Origin of the sequence: Nonomuraea sp. NPDC003709, from assembly GCF_040610775.1 — a bacterium.
Taxonomy (GTDB): Bacteria; Actinomycetota; Actinomycetes; order Streptosporangiales; family Streptosporangiaceae; genus Nonomuraea; species Nonomuraea angiospora_A.
Window position 1 is genome coordinate 51,629 of record NZ_JBEXMW010000001.1, and the last position, 20,168, is coordinate 71,796.

General features: G+C 70.1%; 19 protein-coding genes. 14 read left to right on the top strand and 5 right to left on the bottom strand.

Going from position 1 to position 20,168, the window contains the following annotated elements; all coding sequences use genetic code 11:
* The first annotated feature begins 11 nt into the window (after positions 1 to 11).
* From alr to tsaD, 9 genes are all read left to right on the top strand, one after another.
* Positions 12 to 1,145: an alanine racemase gene (alr, locus tag ABZX61_RS00350; RefSeq protein ID WP_350731453.1), complete on the top strand. Its 1,134-nt coding sequence runs from the start codon at positions 12 to 14 to the stop codon at positions 1,143 to 1,145.
* Between the two features lie 45 nt (positions 1,146 to 1,190).
* Positions 1,191 to 2,243 (top strand): alpha/beta hydrolase, encoded by a 1,053-nt coding sequence (locus ABZX61_RS00355; RefSeq protein WP_355190270.1) that lies wholly within the window; start codon positions 1,191 to 1,193, stop codon positions 2,241 to 2,243.
* Positions 2,240 to 2,698: a tRNA (adenosine(37)-N6)-threonylcarbamoyltransferase complex ATPase subunit type 1 TsaE gene (tsaE, locus tag ABZX61_RS00360; protein ID WP_355190272.1), complete on the top strand. Its 459-nt coding sequence runs from the start codon at positions 2,240 to 2,242 to the stop codon at positions 2,696 to 2,698. The genes ABZX61_RS00355 and tsaE overlap by 4 nt, the downstream gene beginning before the upstream one ends.
* A gap of 207 nt (positions 2,699 to 2,905) precedes the next feature.
* Positions 2,906 to 3,538, top strand: coding sequence for a hypothetical protein (locus ABZX61_RS00365; protein WP_355190274.1), 633 nt, complete (start codon positions 2,906 to 2,908; stop codon positions 3,536 to 3,538).
* Positions 3,539 to 3,540: 2 nt separating this feature from the next.
* Positions 3,541 to 4,077 (top strand): class F sortase, encoded by a 537-nt coding sequence (locus tag ABZX61_RS00370; protein WP_350731036.1) that lies wholly within the window; start codon positions 3,541 to 3,543, stop codon positions 4,075 to 4,077.
* 45 nt (positions 4,078 to 4,122) lie between these two features.
* Positions 4,123 to 5,052, top strand: coding sequence for an aminoglycoside phosphotransferase family protein (locus ABZX61_RS00375; RefSeq protein ID WP_355190276.1), 930 nt, complete (start codon positions 4,123 to 4,125; stop codon positions 5,050 to 5,052).
* Positions 5,053 to 5,095: 43 nt separating this feature from the next.
* On the top strand, positions 5,096 to 5,740 hold the full coding sequence (tsaB, locus tag ABZX61_RS00380; RefSeq protein ID WP_355190278.1) for a tRNA (adenosine(37)-N6)-threonylcarbamoyltransferase complex dimerization subunit type 1 TsaB: 645 nt from the start codon (positions 5,096 to 5,098) through the stop codon (positions 5,738 to 5,740).
* A gap of 11 nt (positions 5,741 to 5,751) precedes the next feature.
* On the top strand, positions 5,752 to 6,183 hold the full coding sequence (gene rimI / locus ABZX61_RS00385) for a ribosomal protein S18-alanine N-acetyltransferase (RefSeq protein WP_355190280.1): 432 nt from the start codon (positions 5,752 to 5,754) through the stop codon (positions 6,181 to 6,183).
* Positions 6,176 to 7,207, top strand: coding sequence for a tRNA (adenosine(37)-N6)-threonylcarbamoyltransferase complex transferase subunit TsaD (gene tsaD, locus ABZX61_RS00390; protein ID WP_350731043.1), 1,032 nt, complete (start codon positions 6,176 to 6,178; stop codon positions 7,205 to 7,207). Before rimI ends, tsaD begins: the two co-directional genes overlap by 8 nt.
* A 43-nt stretch (positions 7,208 to 7,250) precedes the next feature.
* Here the strand turns inward: tsaD and ABZX61_RS00395 are convergent, their stop codons facing one another.
* Entirely contained in the window at positions 7,251 to 9,239 is a 1,989-nt protein-coding gene (locus tag ABZX61_RS00395) for a hypothetical protein (protein WP_355190282.1), read from the bottom strand.
* Positions 9,240 to 9,425: 186 nt separating this feature from the next.
* Positions 9,426 to 10,703: a methyltransferase domain-containing protein gene (locus ABZX61_RS00400; protein WP_355190284.1), complete on the bottom strand. Its 1,278-nt coding sequence runs from the start codon at positions 10,701 to 10,703 to the stop codon at positions 9,426 to 9,428.
* A gap of 249 nt (positions 10,704 to 10,952) precedes the next feature.
* Here ABZX61_RS00400 and groES point away from each other — a divergent pair, with 249 nt between their 5' ends.
* Together groES and groL are read left to right on the top strand one after the other, a co-directional pair.
* Positions 10,953 to 11,267 carry a co-chaperone GroES gene (gene groES, locus ABZX61_RS00405; RefSeq protein WP_197093639.1) on the top strand — a complete coding sequence of 105 codons (315 nt, stop codon included), beginning with the start codon at positions 10,953 to 10,955 and terminating at the stop codon, positions 11,265 to 11,267.
* Between the two features lie 73 nt (positions 11,268 to 11,340).
* On the top strand, positions 11,341 to 12,960 hold the full coding sequence (gene groL / locus ABZX61_RS00410; RefSeq protein WP_355190286.1) for a chaperonin GroEL: 1,620 nt from the start codon (positions 11,341 to 11,343) through the stop codon (positions 12,958 to 12,960).
* 70 nt (positions 12,961 to 13,030) lie between these two features.
* On the opposite strand, the gene ABZX61_RS00415 is transcribed toward groL, so the two are convergent.
* Entirely contained in the window at positions 13,031 to 14,239 is a 1,209-nt protein-coding gene (locus ABZX61_RS00415; protein WP_355190288.1) for a sialidase family protein, read from the bottom strand.
* 549 nt (positions 14,240 to 14,788) lie between these two features.
* On the opposite strand from ABZX61_RS00415, the gene ABZX61_RS00420 reads away from it, so the two are divergent.
* Positions 14,789 to 15,424, top strand: coding sequence for a sigma-70 family RNA polymerase sigma factor (locus tag ABZX61_RS00420; protein WP_132334441.1), 636 nt, complete (start codon positions 14,789 to 14,791; stop codon positions 15,422 to 15,424).
* A gap of 109 nt (positions 15,425 to 15,533) precedes the next feature.
* On the opposite strand, the gene ABZX61_RS00425 is transcribed toward ABZX61_RS00420, so the two are convergent.
* Both ABZX61_RS00425 and ABZX61_RS00430 read right to left on the bottom strand, forming a co-directional pair.
* Positions 15,534 to 15,911: a DUF5319 domain-containing protein gene (locus tag ABZX61_RS00425; RefSeq protein WP_090930411.1), complete on the bottom strand. Its 378-nt coding sequence runs from the start codon at positions 15,909 to 15,911 to the stop codon at positions 15,534 to 15,536.
* Positions 15,912 to 15,950: 39 nt separating this feature from the next.
* The gene (locus tag ABZX61_RS00430) at positions 15,951 to 16,940 is read right to left on the bottom strand and encodes a helix-turn-helix transcriptional regulator (RefSeq protein ID WP_355190290.1); all 990 of its coding nucleotides are present in this window, start codon (positions 16,938 to 16,940) and stop codon (positions 15,951 to 15,953) included.
* Positions 16,941 to 17,556: 616 nt separating this feature from the next.
* On the opposite strand from ABZX61_RS00430, the gene guaB reads away from it, so the two are divergent.
* Together guaB and ABZX61_RS00440 are read left to right on the top strand one after the other, a co-directional pair.
* Positions 17,557 to 19,038: an IMP dehydrogenase gene (gene guaB, locus ABZX61_RS00435; protein ID WP_355190292.1), complete on the top strand. Its 1,482-nt coding sequence runs from the start codon at positions 17,557 to 17,559 to the stop codon at positions 19,036 to 19,038.
* Positions 19,039 to 19,042: 4 nt separating this feature from the next.
* Entirely contained in the window at positions 19,043 to 20,164 is a 1,122-nt protein-coding gene (locus ABZX61_RS00440; RefSeq protein ID WP_355190294.1) for a GuaB3 family IMP dehydrogenase-related protein, read from the top strand.
* Positions 20,165 to 20,168 lie beyond the last annotated feature (4 nt).

A 20,168-nucleotide genomic window follows, 5' to 3' on the forward strand; every position in this document is an offset into this window, starting at 1 on the left:
TGTACTCCTCGATGGCCACACCGGCCCAGGCGCGGGTCGATCTGGCCGCGATCAGGCACAACGTGGCCCTGCTCAAGGAGCGGGCCGGCGGCGCGGAGCTGATGGGCGCCGTCAAGGCCGACGCATACGGGCACGGGCTGGTGCCGGCGTCCGAGGCCGTCATCGAGGGAGGCGCGAGCCGGCTGGGCACCGCGTTCGTCCGGGAGGCGCTCGAGCTGCGCGCGGGCGGGGTGACCGCGCCGATCCTGTCGTGGCTCATCACCCCCGGCGAGCCGCTGGACGAGGCCCTCGACAAGGACATCGAGCTGTCGGCCTCCGACGCGGGGCTGCTCGGCGAGATCGAGGCCGCGGCCCGCCGCACGGGGCGCACGGCCAGGCTTCACCTGGAGGCCGACACCGGCATGAGCAGGGGCGGCTCTCCGCTGGCCGCCTGGCAGGGGCTCCTCGACGGGGCGCTGAAGCTCCAGGCCGAGGGCGTCGTCGAGATCGTCGGCCTCTGGTCCCACTTCGCCTGCGCCGACATCCCCGGCCACCCGTCGATCGAGCAGCAGCAGGAGGCGTTCGGAACGGCGCTGAAGCTGGCCGAGCGGGCCGGCGCGGCGGGTTCCCACGTGATCCGGCACCTCGCCAACTCCGCGGCCACCGTGACGCTTCCTGAGGCCCGCTACGACCTGGTCAGGCCCGGCATCGCGATGTACGGTCTGAGCCCCATCCCCGAGCTGGGCGACTTCGGGCTCAGGCCGGCGATGACGCTCGTGGCGCAGGCCGGGCTGGTCAAGCGGGTTCCGGAGGGCTCGGGCGTGTCATACGCTCACCTGTACGTCACCGACCGCGAGACCACCCTCGGCCTCGTGCCGCTCGGATACGCCGACGGGATCCTCAGGCACGCCACAGGGCGGGTCGAGGTGCTGGCCGGCGGGCGGCGCAGACTGATCGCGGGCCGGGTGTGCATGGACCAGTTCATGATCGACATGGGCGACGACCCCCTGTCGGCGGGCGACGAGGTCGTGCTGTTCGGGCCCGGTGACGGGGGCGAGCCGACCGCTCAGGAGTGGGCGGATAATCTCGGCACGATCACGCATGAGATCGTGACCAGGATCGGGTCGCGCGTGCCGCGGGTCTACGAGCACAGGCGCTCGGAGTGACGACGGGTACTTCGCGGCGGGCATGAGCGGAGAAGGATCGGGGAGATGACGACGACAACACGGCGCAGGGTAGGCATCGCCGGCGCGCTCGTCGGTGCGGCTTCCGCCGGCGTCGCGGCGGCGGCGCTGGCCAAGCGGTACGCGGTCGGCAGGATCAGGCTGCGCCCCGACACCGAGGCCAGCGAGCCGTTCGGCGAGCTGCGGGGCAGGGAGCGCACGCTCGTCACCTCCGACGGCAAGGCGCTGCACCTTGAGATCGACGGACCTGAGGACGCCGAGCTGACCGTCGTCTTCTGCCACGGCTACTGCCTCAACCTGGAGTCCTGGCACTACCAGCGCAAGGACCTGCGCGAAAACTACCGCATGGTGCTGTGGGACCAGCGCTCGCACGGGCGCTCGCAGCGCGCGGGCGCCGACGGCAGCACCATCGACCGGCTGGGCGCCGACCTGGCCGAGGTGATCGAGAAGTTCGTGCCGGGCCCGTGCGTGCTGGTGGGCCACTCCATGGGCGGCATGACGATCATGGCGCTGGCCGACAGCCACCCCGAGCTGTTCGCGGACAAGATCCGCGGCGTCGCGCTCATCGCGACCTCGGCGGGCAAGCTGGCCGAGCTCACGCTGGGCATGCCGGCGATGGTGTCCAAGGCGGTGCACAAGATCGCCCCGTCCACGATCTCGATCCTGGGCAAGGGCGGCGCCTTTGTCGACCGCACCCGCCACGCGGGCAGCGACATCGCGTTCCTGATGACCCGCTACATGGGCTTCGGCGACTCCAAGAACGTCAGCCCGACCGTGGTCGACTTCGCCGAGTCGATGATCAGGGCCACGCCGACCGAGGTGTTCGCCGACTTCTACCCGGCGCTGATGAACCACGACAAGCTCTCCGCGCTCGACGTTCTCGACCAGGTGCCCACCGCGATCATGGTGGGCGAGCGCGACTGGCTCACCCCGCCCGACCACAGCAAGGCCATCGCCGCGGCGCTGCCCAAGGCGCAGCTCACCGAGGTGCCCGACACGTCCCACCTCATCCAGCTGGAGCGGCCGGGCGCCGTCAACGACGCGCTGCGCGACCTGATCAAGAGGGTGGAGATGCAGTGAGGCTGGCGACCGCCGAGGACATGCGCGCGTACGGCGCGCGCCTGGCCGGGCAGCTGCGCGCCGGCGACCTGCTCGTCCTGTCGGGCGCGCTCGGCGCGGGCAAGACCACGCTCGTGCAGGGCATCGCCGAAGGGCTCAAGGTACGCGGCCCGATCACCTCGCCCACGTTCGTGATCGCCCGGGTGCATCCTTCGCTGCGCCAGGGGCCGCCGCTCGTGCACGCGGACGCCTACCGGCTCGGCGGCGACCTGGAGGTCGACGACCTCGACCTGGACGCCTCGCTGGAAGAGTCCGTCACCGTCGTGGAGTGGGGCGAAGGGCTGGTCGAGGGGCTGGCCGAAGACCGGCTGGAGATCCACATCGACCGCGAGGCGGGCGAGGAGGCCCGCATTGTCACCCTGCGCGGCGTGGGTCCGCGATGGGCCGACACGCCGTCTGAGCCGCTGGAAGACTAAAACCGCCGTCAATTTTCGGCAATACTGGCACCCTTGACGTACCAGGCCAATGACATAAATCATGATCGTTGGTCAGGGATTGGCCCAGATTTTCTGGGTATCAGGAGGGGCGACATCCATATTTCTGATGGATGCTGGGTGGTACGACGGCGGAGTGGGGTGCGGCCGGTGCTCAGGGTCAGGCGAGTCGCGTATGCGGGAGCCATCGTGATGGTCGGTCTGACCGGCTGCACGGCCTCCGCCGAGACAAATCCAACAGGCACAGCCACGCCCAGCCCCACAGCCAGCGGCACCGCCGCCCCGACCGCCACGGGCAGCCCGCGGCCCACGACCACCAGGCAGACCATCTCGGTCCAGCTCAACCCCGACCGCGTCACCGCGGGCGAGACCTCCAAGGTGTGGATCCTGGCCAACTGCCCCGTGCCGACCGGCGGCCCGGCGCACACCGGCACCGGGACCTCGCGCGCGTTCGTCAACGGCGTCGTGCTCAACCCGGTCGCCGGGGCTTCGGCGACCCCCACCGCGACCGCCACGTCCGCCAACGGCTCGCCCTGGGTGCGCGGCGAGGCGCAGGTCTCGGGAACGGTCCGGCGCGGCTCCTACCGGGTCGACGTCAAGTGCGACGGCACCAACGATCTGGGCCGGGCCACCCTCAGGGTCGCCGCGGCCGAGGCCGTGCCGTCCACCGTGCCGAGCAAGGCGCCCAAGGCGGGCGGCGGCGGCACGTACGGGATGGACGCGAGCGACGACTCCTCGATCCCGATCGGCCCCGCGGGCGTGCTGGTCGGCCTCGCCCTGGTCGCGGGCATCGGCTTCGCGGTCAAACGCCGCAAGGCGTAGCGATGGCCCGACCTGGACGGGTGGTGCTCGCCGGCGCCGCCACGGGCCTGCTGCTGGTCGCGTTCGGCAAGAGCATGCAGACCGGCACCACGCCCACCGCGTCGATCGTGCCCGAGAGCATCGACATCCCCTCGATCGACGTCGACGCACCTCTGATGAAGCTCGGTTTATCGAAGGACGGCGAGGTCGAGCTGCCCCCGTACGAGAAGCCGAAGGTGGCCGGCTGGTACTCCGGCAGTGCCGTGCCCGGCGAGAAGGGAGCCTCGGTGATCATCGGCCACGTCGACACCAAGACGGCCCCCGCCGTGTTCTACAAGCTCAGGCAGTTACGCAAGGGCGAGACCGTCAAGGTCGAGCGCAGTGACGGCAAGGTCGTGAGCTTCAAGGTCGACCACATCGAGCAGGTGCACAAGGACAGCTTCCCCACCAGGCGCGTGTACCTGGAGGACGGCCTCAAGCTGGTCACCTGCGGCGGCAAGTTCGACTACGCCAAGGGTGAATACCTGGACAACATCATCGTGTACGCCTCCCGCGCCTGAAAAACGGTTTGCGCTCCCTTTCCCCTCGTCCGGGATCATGGACGCGTGAGTGTGAACACCAGCCCGCCCGCGTCCGGTGTGCGCCTGCCCTGGAGGTGCGTGCACCCGCAGGTGCGCGCGGCGGTCGAGGACTTCCTCGGGGCGCGCGTGGCCGAGGCGGTCACCCAGCCCGGCGGCTTCTCGCCGGCGGCAGCGGTCCGCCTGCGCGCGGAGAACGGCAGGCGCGCCTTCGTCAAGGCCGTCGGCCCCGAGCCGAACGCCGACAGCGTCCGCATCTACCGCGCCGAGCTGGAGATCGCCGCCGCGCTGCCGGACTCCGTGCCCGCGCCCAGGCTGCTGACCGGCTTCGAGCTGGAGGGCTGGGTCGCGCTGGTCTTCGAGGACGTCGAGGGCGCGCCTCCCGAGCTGCCCTGGCGGCGGGACCAGCTCGACCGGGTGCTCGACGCCGTCAGGCGGATGTCGGCCGAGCTCACCCCCGCCCCGATCGCCGCGCCGCCCATCGCCGAGTCCATCGGCTCGTCCTTCCACGGCTGGCGCGACCTGCTGGAGGAGGACACCGGCGGGCTCGACCCGTGGGCGCTGCGCCACCTCGGCGAGCTGGCCGAGCTCGAGTCCGGCTGGGCCGCGGCGGCGGCCGGCGACACCCTGGTCCACCGGGACCTGCGGGCCGACAACATCCTGCTCAGCGGCGAGCGCGTCTACGTCGTGGACTGGCCGTGGGCCTGCGTGGGCGCGCCCTGGGTCGATCTCGTGGCCATGCTGCCGTCGATCGGCATGCAGGGCGGGCCGATGCCGCACGAGCTGTTCACCGATCCCGACCCCGCGGTGACCGCGGTGGTCGCCGGGCTCACCGGCTATTTCATCCGTCACTCCCGTCTTCCGGACCCGCCGGGACTGCCCACGGTCAGGGCGTTCCAGCGGGCGCAGGGGGTGGTCGCGCTCGACTGGCTCAAGCGTCGTACGGGCTGGTCTTGACTTTTGGAGGCGGCGGGCCGTACGGCGGGTAGGCTAGACAGCCGTGCTGGTCCTGGCCTTTGATACCGCGACACCCGCCGTCACCGCCGCGCTCCACGACGGTGGACGGGTGTTCTCCGAGCACACGACGATCGACGCCCGGCGTCACGGCGAGCTGCTCATCCCCACCATCGAACACGTGCTGGACGACGCGGGCGCGGCGCCGCGCGACGTGACCGCCATCGTGGCGGGCAGCGGCCCCGGCCCCTACACCGGGCTGCGCGTCGGGCTGATGACCGCGCAGGGGCTCGCCACCACGCTGGGCATCCCCGCGTACGGCATCTGCACGCTCGACGCCGTCGCCTACGGCAGCGGGCTCGCCGAGCCGTTCCTGGTGGCCACCGACGCGCGGCGCAAAGAGGTGTTCTGGGCGCGCTACGCCGACATGCGCACCCGGCTCGACGGGCCCTTCGTCGACCGCCCCGCCGACGTGCCCGTGGACGGGCTGCCAGTCGTGGGCGCCGGCGCCGGGCTCTACGCCGAGATCCTCGGCGAGAGCGACGCGCCCCCCTACCCCTACGCCGGCGCCCTGGCCGCGCTCGCGGCCGAGCGGCTCGCCCAGGGCACGCCGCTCGACCCGCCCCGCCCGATCTACCTGCGCAGACCCGACGCCGTCGTGCCCGGGGCGCCCAAGCGGGTGACGGCGTGAACCTCCGGCCGATGACCGCGATCGATCTGCCGGCGGTCATGTCGATCGAACGGGCCACGTTCCCGCTCGACGCGTGGAGCGAGGGCATGATGCGCGGCGAGCTGGCCGACATGCCGCGCTCGCGCCACTACGTGGTGGCCCTCGTGGACGGCGAGATCATCGGCTACGCCGGGCTCGCCGCCGCGGCCGACCAGGCCGACGTGCAGACCATCGCGGTGCTGGAGAAGCACCAGGGCACCGGCATCGGCGGCGCCCTGCTGACCGAGCTGCTGGCCGAGGCGGGCCGCAGGGGAGCGCGGGAGATCTTCCTGGAAGTACGCGCCGACAACCCGCGCGCGCAGGCCGTCTACCGGCATTACGGGTTCGAGGAGATCGGCACCCGCCGCCGCTACTACGACGACGGCACCGACGCGATCATGATGAGAAGGAATCTTGATGACTGACGAACCACTGGTCCTGGGCATCGAGACCTCCTGCGACGAGACCGGCATCGGCATCGTCAGGGGCCACACCCTGCTGGCCAACACGATCGCCTCCAGCATGGAGGAGCACGCCCGCTACGGCGGCGTGGTGCCCGAGGTGGCCTCGCGCGCCCACCTGGAGGCCATGACGCCGACGGTGGAGGCCGCGCTGGCCGAGGCGGGCCTGAAGTTCTCCGACATCGACGCCATCGCCGTCACCGCGGGCCCGGGGCTGGCGGGGGCGCTGCTGGTGGGCGTGGCCGCCGCCAAGTCGTACGCGCTGGGCCTCGGCGTGCCCCTCTACGGCGTCAACCACCTGGCCGCCCACGTGGCCGTCGACCAGCTCGAACACGGGCCGCTGCCCAAGCCGTGCATCGCCCTGCTCGTGTCGGGCGGCCACTCCTCGCTGCTGCTCGTGCCCGACGTGGCTTCAGACGTGATCTCGCTCGGCTCGACGGTCGACGACGCGGCCGGCGAGGCGTTCGACAAGGTCGCGCGCGTGCTGGGGCTGCCGTTCCCCGGCGGGCCGCACATCGACCGGGCCGCGCGCGACGGCTCGGGCGCGGCGATCACGTTCCCGCGCGGCAAGATCGACGACGGGACGCTCGACTTCTCCTTCTCCGGGCTCAAGACGGCCGTGGCGCGCTGGGTCGAGGCCCGCGAGGCGTCCGGGCAGTCGATCCACGTGCCCGACGTGGCCGCCTCGTTCCAGGAGGCCGTGGTCGACGTGCTGACCCGCAAGGCGCTGCAGGCGTGCCGGAAGTACGACGTGCACGACCTGCTGATCGGGGGCGGCGTGGCGGCCAACTCGCGGCTGCGCGCGCTGGCCCAGGAGCGCTGCGACGCGGCCGGCGTACGGCTGCGCGTGCCCCGCCCCGGGCTGTGCACCGACAACGGCGCGATGGTCGCCGCCCTGGGCTCCAACCTGGTCGCGGCCGGGATCACGCCGTCGACGCTGGAGATCCCCGCCGACTCCTCGCTGCCGATCACGACCGTTCACGTGTGAGGGCCGTGCCGTCGATGACGGCACGACCCTCCCGAGGTCAGTCCTAGTCCTTGGCCCTGGTGGGGCGCAGGAGGGCCTCGGCCAGGGCCAGCATGGTCTCCTCCAGGGCGCCCAGGCGCTTGGTGAGGTCGTCGGTCGCGGGCTGGACGATGCCGGTGACCGTCTCCGTGAGCTGGTCGCGGTCGGGACGCGCCGTGACGAGCTCGGTGAGCGCGCTCGCTGCGGCGGTCAGGCGCTCGGCCTGGTCACCGGCGTGCGCCTGGAGCAGCTCGCTCTGGCCCGCCAGGGCCTCCGGGAGGCGGCCCACGCGCTCGCTGACGGTCTCGATGCGGTCGTCGACGGACTCCAGGTGCGCGCTGGCCTGCTCGGCGCGGGTGGCCAGGCCGTTGAGGTGGGTGTCGAGCCCGTTGAAGCGGGTGTCGATGCCGTCGAACCGGCTGCTCAGATGCTCCTCGGCCTCGACCAGGCGCTCGTCGACGGAGTCGATCTGGGTGTCGAGCTTGTTGAAGCGGCCCTCGTTGCGCGTGGACAGCTCGCCGAGGCGCTGGTCGGAGGTGGCCATGCGCTCGTCGAGGGCGCCGAAGCGGGCGTCGATGCGTACGTCGAGCGCGTCGAACCTGTCGTCGTGGCGCCCGAGGTGGCCGTCCACGGTGCCCAGCCGCTTGTCCACGCCGCCGAGCTGGTTGTCCACGGACAGGAGCCGCTTGTCGACGCCGGCCATCCTGCCGTCGAGGCCGTCGAGCCTGGTGTCGATGTCGGCCAGGCACTCGTCGGCCGACTCCAGGCGGCTGTCGAACCCGGTGAGCCGCGAGTCGAGCCCCGTGAGCCTGCCCTCGACCCGGTCGAGCCGGGCGTCCACGCCGCTGAGCCGGGCGCTCAGGCGCTGCTCGCTCTCGCCGAGCTGGATGGCGAGGTGCTGGTCGGCCTCGTCGAGCCTGGTGGCGAGGCGCAGCTCGACGTCGGACAGGCGGCTGCCGAGCTGCTCGTCGGACTCCTTGAGGCGGCTGGCCAGCCGCTCGTCCGCCTCGACGAGGCTGGTGGCCAGGCGCTGGTCGGTCTCGTCCATCCGGGCGCTCAGCCGCAGGCCGGTCTGGTCGATCCGGTCGGACAGCCGCTGGTCGGTCTCGTCGAGCCGGTCGGAGAGCCGCTCTTCGGTCTGGTCGAGGCGGTCGGACAGTCGTTGGTCGCTCTCGCCGAGGCGGACCGTCAGCCGCTGGTCGGTCTCGTCGAGCCGGGTCGTCAGTCGCTGGTCGGTCTCGTCGAGGCGGTCGGAGAGCCGTTGGTCGGTGTCGTCGAGGCGGGTCGTGAGGCGCTGGTCGGCCTCGACGAGCCGCGTGGTCAGCCGCTGGTCCGTCTCGTCCATCCGGACGGCGAGCTGCTTGTCCTGGGCGCTCAGCCGGGCGGTGAGGTGCTCCGACAGGTCGCCGACCGCGACCTCGACCCGGTCGGTGCGGGTGGTCAGGTCGGCCATCGACTTGTCGAGCCTGGTGAAGCGGCTCGCGGCGGCCTCCATGCTGCTGTTGAGCGTGGCCAGCGTGGCGGCGAAATCGGACATCCCCTTCGTGAGGCCGTCCGTGCTGTCGAGCACCGTCTGCAGGCGGGTGAGCGCCTCGTCCACGCCCTCGCCCATGGTGCCCAGGTCGGCCCGCAGGCCGGGCAGGTCGGCCACCGGGGCGACGCGGGCGTCCACGTCTCCGATCCGCTCCCCGACGGCGTCCACGTGGTCGCGTACCGCCTCGACGTGCTGAGCCAGCCCCTCCGCCCACATCGGCGGCTTGGCGGTGATGTCGTCGAGCCGCCCGCTGACCGCCTGCAGCGTGCCGCTGAGGCCGCCGAGCTCGCGCTCGCGGACCTCGCGCAGCAGCCACTCCATGCCTTCGAGCCGCTGGCGGATCTCGTCCAGCACGGCCCCCTGCGTGCGCTGCTCGTACACATGATCCTGCGAGGCGCGCGCCAGCAGGTCCCGCATCCTCTCGGAGATGCCGGACTGGCCTCCTGCCTGGAGAAGGGTGGTGTGGTTGGAATGGTCCACCGAAAGCTCCTTTGGCTCGCCGACGGTCTGCCGCGCAGCGGTGGGATATAGGTCGATTTTCAGATGAACGAGCGGGAACGCGGAAAACCGCATCAGGGGAGAACTCCCGTCCGCCCACCTTAGCCTCTCGATCAAGGTCCGTCAGGGGCGAAGAGAAAGATCGAGGTTAACGGCAGAATGACCGGTTCAGGCAGGTGGAGAGGTGTCGCAGATGATGACCGATGGCTTATCGATGATTCGGGTAAGGATGATAGTTGCCGATTTTTCGCCATTTAGGCGGAGATCTGAGCGGAGGCGCTCGATGTCGACGGCGGAGGCGCGCTTCTTGATGGTGACATTTCCGACTTGTCGCTCACGGAGGGCGGCGCGCAGCTTTTTCCCTGAAAAGGGGAGAACGTCCTCTACTTCATATCTGGCCGCCCATGGGGTGTCGATCGGGTCGTCACCGGTGATGTAGGCGATCATCGGGTCGAGCAGGCGTCCGTTCACGATTTCCGACACCTCGCCCACGAGGTGTGCCCGGATGGCCGCGCCGTCCGGCTCGTAGACGTACCTGCCGACCGGGCCGACGGCGGCCTCGGCGCCCGTGGCGGTCAGCGTGTGGCCGCCGGGCAGCAGGGTGGCGCGGCGCCCCGCTGCTCCCTCCTGGCCGGTCCAGAGAGCGGCCTCCTTGACCTCGCCCTTGTACGAGACCCACTCGGCCTCGGCGCCTCCGGGGATGAACTCGTACGGGATGCCCGGGGCGACCTTGACGCACGCCCGGGAGGCTCTGGAGACCAGGTCGAGCACCACCGGCCAGGGCGGGGAGTAGGCCATGGGGTCGAACGTCCTGCCCCGGCCCGTCCGCCTGGCCGGGTCGGCGAAGAGCACGTCGTACTCCTCGGGCCGGACCTCGGCCGCGTCCCCCACCGACACCGTCACCCTGTCGGCCAGCCCGAGCGCGTCGGCGTTGGCCCTGGCCACGGCGACGGTCAGCGGGTCGGTGTCCACGGCGGCCACGGTGCAGCCGGCGCGGGCCAGCGCGAGGAAGTCGCCGCCGACGCCGCAGCAGGCGTCCACGACCCTCAGCCCACGCCTGAGCCCGTGCGGGGGCGCGTCCGGTCCGTGCAGGGGCGCGTCCGCGACGCCGAGCCCGTGCGGGGGCGCGTCCGGTCCGTGCGGGGGCGCGTCCGCTTGTGTCTCGGCGGGCAGGCGGCGGGCGCGGTGCTCGGCGACCTCCGTCCGCGTGGACTGCTCCAGGCCGTGCGGCGTGAAGTACATCCGCCCGGCGTCCTCGCCGAACTTGGCCCTGGCACGCTCCCGCAGCCCCGCCTGGGTGAGCGCCGCGGAGGTCAGCGCGGCGTCGTACGTCTTGCGCAGCCTCGTGGCGGCGGCCACCGGATCCGTGCCCACCAGCTCCACGGCCTCCGCGAGCGCGCGCTGCCCGCGCGGTGTCAGCAGCTCGTCGAAGGCGTCAAGGTCCACATCACCCGACGTTAGTGCCACGTCCGACCCGGTCGGACCATGGGCGTACCGTATCCAGAGGGGGCGGATTCGGTCTGATCGCTCTCAGCAGACGCGTTCGTGTTGACTGTCAAGCCCCTCTTGCATATGTTTCCTGTTGGCACTCTCCCCTTGAGAGTGCCAACGTGCGACGAGGCAGGTCTGACACCCGCGACGGCAGGCCCAGCTGGTCGCCTCTTCTAGATCATTCAAATCTGAAGGGGAGGTCCGATCGTGACGACCGCCACCAAGGTTCCCGTTAAGCCGCTCGGCGACCGCATTGTGGTTCAGCCGCTTGAGGCCGAGCAGACCACCGCTTCCGGCCTGGTCATCCCGGACACCGCCAAGGAGAAGCCGCAAGAGGGCAAGGTCCTCGCGGTGGGCCCCGGCAACTGGGATGAGGACGGCGACAAGCGGATTCCGCTCGACGTCTCTGAGGGCGACATCGTCCTCTACAGCAAGTACGGCGGCACCGAGGTCAAGTACGGCGGCGAGGAGTACCTCGTGCTCTCCGCCCGCGACGTTCTCGCGATCATCGAGAAGTAAGCCGGATGTGTCGAGCCCCGGGCGCTCTTGAGGGCGGCCGGGGCTTTCGACGCTAGGAGAGGACTTTCAAACAATGGCGAAGATCCTGGAGTTCGACGAGGATGCCCGCCGCGCGCTCGAGCGCGGTGTGAACGCCCTCGCCGACGCCGTGAAGGTAACCCTCGGCCCGCGCGGCCGCAACGTCGTCATCGACAAGAAGTTCGGTGCGCCGACGATCACGAACGACGGTGTGACCATCGCTCGTGAGATTGAGCTGGAAGAGCGCTACGAAAACCTCGGCGCCCAGCTCGCCAAGGAAGTTGCCACCAAGACCAACGACATCGCGGGTGACGGCACCACCACCGCCACCGTGCTGGCCCAGGCCATGGTCCGCGAGGGCCTGCGCAACGTGGCCGCCGGCGCCTCGCCGCTGTCGCTCAAGCGCGGCATCGACAAGGCCGCCAAGGCGATCAGCGACAAGCTGCTCGACAGCGCCCGCGAGGTCGCCGACAAGAAGGAGATCGCCAACGTCGCGACGATCTCCGCCCAGGACGCGCAGATCGGCGACCTGATCGCCGAGGCGTTCGACAAGGTGGGCAAGGACGGTGTCCTCACCGTCGAAGAGTCCAACGCCATGGGCATGGAGCTCGAGTTCACCGAGGGCATGCAGTTCGACAAGGGCTACGTGTCGCAGTACATGGTGACCGACCCTGAGCGGATGGAGTCCGTCCTCGAGGACGCCTACATCCTGATCAACCAGGGTAAGATCGCCTCCATCGCGGACTTCCTGCCGCTGCTGGAGCAGATCGCCCAGACGAAGAAGCCGCTGCTCGTGATCGCCGAGGACGTCGAGGGCGAGGCCCTGGCCGTCCTGGTCACCAACAAGATCCGCGGCACCTTCACCTCCGTGGCCGTCAAGGCCCCGGGCTTCGGCGACCGCCGCAAGGCCATGCTGCAGGACATCGCCACCCTCACCGGTGGCCAGGTCGTCAGCGAGGAGGTCGGTCTCAAGCTGGAGCACGTCGGTCTCGAGGTGCTCGGCACGGCCCGCCGCGTCGTCGTCACGAAGGACAACACCACCATCGTCGACGGCGCCGGTGACCCGCAGGCCATCGAGGACCGCGTCAAGGAGATCAAGCTCGCCATCGAGCAGTCCGACTCCGACTGGGACCGCGAGAAGCTGCAGGAGCGCCTGGCCAAGCTCGCCGGCGGTGTGTGCGTGCTGCGCGTCGGCGCCGCCACCGAGGTGGAGCTGAAGGAGAAGAAGCACCGCCTCGAGGACGCGATCTCCGCGACGCGCGCCGCGATCGAGGAGGGCATCGTCTCCGGCGGTGGCTCCGCGCTGATCCACGTCTCCAAAACTCTCGACGACCTCGGCCTGACGGGCGACGAGGCCACGGGTGTCGGCGTCGTGCGCCGCGCCCTGGTCGAGCCGGCCCGCTGGATCGCCGAGAACGCCGGTCTCGAGGGCTACGTGGTGACGCACAAGGTCGCCGAGCTGGAGGCCGGCCACGGCCTCAACGCCGCGACCGGTGAATACGGCGACCTGATCGCGCAGGGCGTCATCGACCCGGTCAAGGTCACGCGTTCGGCCGTCCAGAACGCCGCGTCGATCGCGGGCATGCTCCTCACGACCGAGGCGCTCGTGGTGGACAAGCCCGAGGAGGAGGCCCCCGCCGCCGGCGCGGGCCACGGTCACGGCCACGGCCACTGACCCGGCTCTTCTCTCGCCACGGCCCGCACACCCGAAAGGGTTGCGGGCCGTTCGGCGTTCCGGGGACGGTTCAGCGCAGGCCGATCGCGCTCTCCCAGAACCAGTTCCAGCGGATCTCGTCCCGGAAGCGGTTCACGCCCGCCTCGTACAGGACGCCGATCGCGCCGTTGCCGAGGAGCGCCAGGTCGGAATATCCGGCGTGGTCGCCGTCGATCCTCACCCCCGCGTTGTTGGTGGAGTTGTCATAGTTCCGCCAGGTCGCGCCCTCGTCGAAGGACGAGCGCACGTTCATGCCCACCGGGTTGTTGTCGGTCTTCGGCGTGGCGGGCGCCGAGAGCAGGATCCGGGTGTAGGGGGCCTTGTCCCGCTGGCGCAGCAGGGCCGGGTGGGTGGGCGGAGCGGTGATGGCGCCGTCGGCCCGGAAATCGCCGTCGAACGACTCGCCTCCGTCCGTGCTCACGCCCCGTGCCAGGCCGTGGACGGAGGTCTGGTCGTCGGGTACGGCGCCGTTGCGGGCGATCACGAGGATGCCGCCGTCGGTCCGCTCGACCAGGGTCTGCTCGCCCAGCTTCAGGACCGATTTGTCGTAGGTCGCGGTCGCGCCGGTCTGCCACGTCGCGCCGTGGTCGTCGCTGTAGATCAGCCGTACGCTCTGCGTGTCGCCCACACTGAAGTAGACGGGCACCACCAGGCGGCCGTTGTGGGCCGGTTGGGTCAGCTGGATGCCGTGCCCCGGCCCCGTGGCGAACCAGTCCCCGGCGCCCGCGGGCGCCTTGACGACCCCCGACAGGTCCTTCGGGCTCGACCAGGTGACGCCGTCGTCCGTGCTGACCTGGACCTTCGGCGTACGCGGCGTCGTCTGGGACGCGGTCGGCTCCGAGGTCGTGAACAGGAACACCGGCCCGCCGGAGTCGGCGACCACGGTCGCGTTCCCCTGCAGGGCCGCTCCGGCCGTACTGGGCAGGACGACCCTGCTCGCCTCCCAGGTGACGCCGTCGTCGGTCGAGCGCCGCATGACGACGTCGAACGCGCCGTGGTCGGCGCAGTTGTTCTTGTTGCGCCGCTCGGCGAAGGCGAGCAGCACGTCGTTCCTGGTCTTCACGACCGCCGGCAGCCGGTAGCAGGTGGCCCCCTGGGATCCGCCGGCGGGGATCGACCTCCACAGGGTCTGCTTGTGGAAGACGTACGTGGGGGCCTGCGCGGCCGCTGCGGGTGATGCGCTGAGGGCGACGGCCATGAGTGCTCCGGCTGCCGCGGTGAACGTCCGAAATGTACGCATCAATGCCTCCATTTACGCGTTCGCGGCCATGATCGTCTCATCGGTCGGTTCCCTGATCCACTGCCTCCTGAAGCGGCCGCGGTCGTGGATGCGGCGGTACGGGCGCTGCTCCCGTGCCCGGCCTTCCTCCACCGGCGCTCCCCTGTCCGGCCTCAGAGGTGACCGGTAGAGCCTGCGTGGGCTGTGGCACCCCCGCGGCTGCCTTGCGCGGCGGCTCCAGCCTGGCGGTCACCCTCAGGGCGCTGCCTGAGCTCTCCATCGCGCGAAGCGCGTCGCCGGTGTGAGGAGCATGCCGTTTGCCCCGGGACCCCTTGGGCGCGGGCGGTTGGGGAGAAGTGGGCGGAAAAGGTGGATTATTGGAGTAAACCGGCAGTGGGTGATAAGCGTCCGGGATCTGACAATTGTCGTGCATTCCAGGTTATGGGATGAAACATTATGTCACTAGTTAAGCCTTAGTGTGGTCATTTGATTACTGCCCGTTATCGTCGCTTCAATGTGACCAATCCGTAGCCGTTCGCCATGACGACAGGCCGGATCCGTGCGGGCATCATGCCTATCGTGAGCGAGGGAAGCGTCGCCGACGCCAAAATTGGGGTAAGGCTCGCGTCGAGACTTCCGGCACGGACGGATGACTCCGACCTAAGGGAACTGACGAGCCTCGCCGTACAGGGAGATCGCAGTGCGATCGAATCCCTGCTCGGTGAGTTGCGTCCGATGGTGGTGCGGTATTGCCGCGCCCGGCTGGGCAGGGTTTCAGGGCAATATCACATTGCCGATGACGTAGCCCAGGAGGTGTGCATCGCGGTCCTGTCCGCGCTGCCGCGATACCGCGACATGGGGCGGCCGTTCGCCTCCTTCGTGTTCGGGATCGCCTCGCACAAAGTGGCCGACGCGCTACGGAGTTCGGTGCGCTCGGCCGTACCGACTCAGGATCTGCCCGATGGGCCGGACGACGGGCCGGGGCCCGAGGAGACCGTGGTCCGCTACATCGAGGTCGAGCACGCGCGCAGACTCCTGGCCAGATTGCCCGAGAATCAGCGCGAGTTGCTGCTGTTGCGGGTGGTATCAGGGTTGTCGGCTGAGGAGACCGGTAATGTACTCGGTATGTCACCGGGTGCGGTTCGTGTCGCCCAGCATCGGGCGCTTGCCAGGTTGCGGCAGATGGCCGAGCTGGAGTCGGCTTGACGTCAGAGGAGGAGACCGACGCGCTGCTCGACGCGCTCGGTCGTGGAGAGAGCCCTGACTCAGGCGATCCAGCCGTGCGGTTGCTGGCCGTGCTGCTCGATGATGTCGGTCAGCGGCGTTCCTCCGTGTCGATGACGCCGTCGACGTAGCCTCTGGCGTACTCCCAGCTGACGTAGTCGGCGGGGTCCGGGTGAAAGGCCGGCTCGTGGACCTGCGGCTGGCCTTTCTCGATCATTTGTCGTAGGTTGCCGCGCAGCAGCTCCCAGTCGAAGAAGTGCTGCTCGCCGCATTCAGGGCAGTCGAGTACGAGGCCCAGGACCCCCTGCGGTTCGAGCAGGGAGCGGAAGACCTCGACGTCAGCGAGGTCCGTGATGGCCTCGTCGCGTTCGGCTGCGGTGAGTGGCTCGGCGTCGTCGAGGGCGCCCATCGCCGAGGAAGGGTCGTTCGGGTCGTCCGCGAACGGGTCGCGGGGGACGTCTTCCAGCACCTTCCCACCATATGACCGAAGCGGCCCGAGCGGTGGACATTACCTCAGCCATCCGCGCCTGGCCGCCTCCACGCCTGCGTGGAAACGCGACTGAGCGCCCAGTTCGGACATGGCGTCCGCGAACCTCGCCCGGACTGTTCGCACCGATACGCCCAGTTGGCGGGCTATGGAGTCGTCACACATGCCCTGGGCGGCCAGGCGGAGGACCTGGACCATGCCGTCGCCCCGGCGGCCCCACGGCAGGGGCACGGCCCTGGCCCACAGCTCCCTGAACAGCGTGCGGAGCATGCCCACGACGATCGGCGTGCGGATCAGATAGAAGTTGTACGCGTGGTCCGGCAGGTTGCCGCCCCAGTACGGGGGCAGGCCCGCGACCTCGGGCCCCGCGGTCATGAACCAGCTCGGCACCCGGTCCAGCGTGCGTACCTTGCCGCCCGTCTCCAGCACCCGGGTGAGCTGGTCGCGTACGCCCGGCAGAGCCAGAGTCGAAACCGGAATGATCACGTGAACCGTGAGAAGTTTTCGTTCTTGCGCGTCAATCCATAGTTCCGCAAATTTGCGCGCGAAATCGATCATTGTGCGTTCGTCGGGAACCGCGGTCAATAATTCCATCGGCGGAGACTGCACGGCTATACCGACCACGCTCTCGTACAGCACGTCGGCCCCGTTCACCATCTCCACCGTGAAGGTGCCGCTCTGGTAGTCGCGGCCGGCGTCGTAGTCGCGGATCAGCGACCGGATCGAGCCGAGCGCCGAGTCGATCCTGCGGCTCTCCTCCGCCAGCCGGTCGAGCCGATCGGCGATCACCCTGCCGAGGGCCGCGGCCGGGTGCCTGGCCAGGTATTCCCCCGACTGCTCGTCGATCACGCCCAGCTTGACGAGGTCGTCGAGCTGGCGGCCGACCTTCTCGACGGGACCGTCCATGGCCTGCGCGAGATCGATGCGGGTCGCGCGGTGCAGGCGCAACACCGCGGTGTACAGCGCGGTCTGCGTCGGGTCGAGGCCCAGCGTCTCGAAAGGATCAGGCATCGTACGGGGCTCGTTGCGCATTATGGGCGGCTCCGTTGGGGGGACACGGGCGTGCCGTGAGGATAACCCCGCATTACGCTCGTGTCCCCCCGTTGCGGTGACTGGTCGGAGCGCGGTGTGCAACTTCGTGCAATTGCACGTTTTCACATTGCGATGTTCCGTTCCGTAACGCAGGCTTTACCTAGCGTCGGCATCCTGTGAGGGCTGAAGCGACAGCGGGCCATCAGGACGCGGAGGGGGGTTCGGTGGCGCCAAGCGTCGCCTCGACCCGGATGCCGGTGGCCGAGACACGGGACGGATCACCGACCGTCCCGTGTCTCGGCACTTTTCGATGCCGGGAGTACGACGGGCCGTGGGGGTCATCGTGCTCCCGGCATCGCCGTTGTCGCCGCGGCTCGGGTGGCGGCGGCCGTCGTGCGGGGTATGCCGGATGGCGACTGGGCAGCGCTGGCGGCGGTGGGGAGCGGGGAGTTGGGGGCCGGTGGGGGTGATCGGTTGAAGGGGGTCCTGGGGGTGGAGAAGGCGGTGGGCGTGGCGGGTGTGGGTGCTGCGGCGCAGTTTGGAGGCAGGGCCTAGACTTGGCTCAATCAGAGCAACGGCAAGAGGGGGCCGCAGCATGTCCAAGTTCACCGAGACAGGTTTGACCTTCGATGACGTGCTGCTGGTGCCCGGCTATTCAGACCTGCAACCAGGCGAGGCCGATACCAGGGCCCGGCTGTCCCGGGGCATCACGCTGTCCATCCCGCTGGTCTCCGCGGCCATGGACACCGTCACCGAGGCCCGCATGGCGGTCGCCATGGCCCGCCAGGGCGGCATCGGCATCCTGCACCGCAACCTGTCGGTCGAGGAGCAGGCCCAGCAGGTCGACCTGGTCAAGCGGTCCGAGGCCGGCATGGTCACCAACCCGGTCACCTGCAGCCCCGACAACACGCTGGCCGACGTGGAGAAGCTCTGCGCGACGTACCGGATCTCGGGTGTGCCCGTGACGGACGTGGACGGCACGCTGCTCGGCATCGTGACCAACCGCGACATGCGCTTCGAGACCGACCAGTCGCGTGCCGTGCGCGAGGTCATGACCAAGATGCCGCTGGTCACCGCCCCGGTCGGGGTGTCGCGTGACGAGGCGTTCGCCCTGCTCAGGCGGAACAAGATCGAGAAGCTGCCGCTGGTCGACTCCGACGGCAGGCTGCGCGGCCTGGTCACGGTCAAGGACTTCACCAAGAGCGAGCAGTATCCGCTGTCCACCAAGGACGCCGACGGCCGGCTGGTCGTGGGGGCCGCCGTCGGCGTCGGTGGCGACGCCGAGCTGCGGGCCAAGGCGCTGATCGAGGCCGGCGTCGACGTGGTGGTCGTCGACGTGGCCCACGGTCACTCCAAGGGCCTGGCCGACATGGTCGGCAAGATCAAGGCCAACAGCAAGGTGCAGGTCGTCGCGGGCAACATCGCGACCAGGGCCGGGGCGCAGATGCTGGTCGACGCGGGCGCGGACGCGGTCAAGGTGGGCGTCGGGCCCGGCTCGATCTGCACCACGCGGGTGGTGGCCGGGGTCGGCGCGCCGCAGGTCACGGCCATCTACGAGGCGTCCAAGGCGTGCGCGCCCGCGGGCGTGCCGGTCATCGGCGACGGCGGCCTGCAGTACTCCGGCGACATCGTCAAGGCCATCGCGGCTGGCGCCGACACGGTCATGCTGGGTTCGCTGCTCGCCGGCTGCGAGGAGTCGCCCGGTGAGCTGATCTTCATCAACGGCAAGCAGTTCAAGTCGTACCGGGGCATGGGCTCGCTCGGCGCGGTGCGCAACCGTGAGCGCGGCGGCACCTCCTTCAGCAAGGACCGCTACGCCCAGGCCGACGTCGGCGGCGACGACAAGTACATCCCCGAGGGCATCGAGGGTCAGGTGCCCTACCGCGGCCCGGTCGCGGCCGTCGCGCACCAGCTCATCGGTGGCCTGCGCCAGGGCATGTGGTACGCCGGCTGCCGCACGATCTTGCAGATGCACACCGACTGCGAGCTCATGCCGATCACGGCGGCGGGCCTCAAGGAGAGCCACCCCCACGACATCCAGATGACCGTGGAAGCTCCGAACTATCACAGAAGGTAAGTTCATGACTCAGCAGGTGGAGATCGGCCGGGGCAAGGCCGGACGGCGGGCGTACTCGCTTGACGAGATCGGCCTTGTTCCCTCGCGGCGCACCCGGGACCCGGAGGAGGTCTCGATCGCCTGGCAGATCGACGCCTACCGGTTCGAGCTGCCGGTAGTGGTCGCGCCCATGGACAGCGTGGTGTCCCCGGCGACCGCGATCGAGATCGGCCGCCTCGGCGGCCTCGCGCCGCTGGACCTCGAAGGGCTCTGGACGCGTTACGAGGACCCGTCGTCGCTGCTGGAGGAGTGCGCCGCGCTCGACGCGGAGGCGGCCACCAAGCGGCTCCAGGAGATCTACGCGGCGCCGATCCAGGAGGACCTGATCGGCCGGCGGATCGAGGAGATCCGGGCCTCCGGCGTGACCACCGCCGTGCGGCTGTCGCCGCAGCGCACGGTCCAGTACCACAAGGCCGTGATCGACGCGGGTGTCGACATCTTCGTCATCCGCGGCACCACCGTGTCGGCCGAGCACGTCTCGGGCCGGGCCGAGCCGCTCAACCTCAAGCAGTTCATCTACGAGCTGGACGTGCCGGTCATCGTGGGCGGCTGCGCCACGTACACGGCGGCCCTGCACCTGATGCGCACCGGCGCGGCGGGCGTGCTGGTGGGCTTCGGCGGCGGCGCCTCGCACACGACGCGCAACGTGCTGGGCGTGGCCGTGCCGATGGCCACGGCGATCTCCGACGTGGCGGCGGCGCGGCGCGACTACATGGACGAGTCCGGCGGGCGCTACGTGCACGTGATCGCCGACGGCGGCATGGGCACCTCCGGTGACATCGCCAAGGCCATCGCCTGCGGGGCCGACGCCGTGATGGTGGGCTCGCCGCTGGCCAGGGCCGCCGAGGCGCCGGGTCACGGGTTCCACTGGGGTTCGGAGGCGCACCACCCCGACCTGCCGCGCGGCCGGCGGGTCGAGTTCGGGACGGTCGGCACGCTGGAGCAGATCCTGCACGGGCCGTCGAGCGTGGCCGACGGCTCGATGAACCTGATGGGCGCGCTCAAGCGGACGATGGCCTCCACCGGCTACTCGGACATCAAGGAATTCCAGCGCGTCGAGGTCGTGGTGGCCCCGATCCAGCGCTGACGCC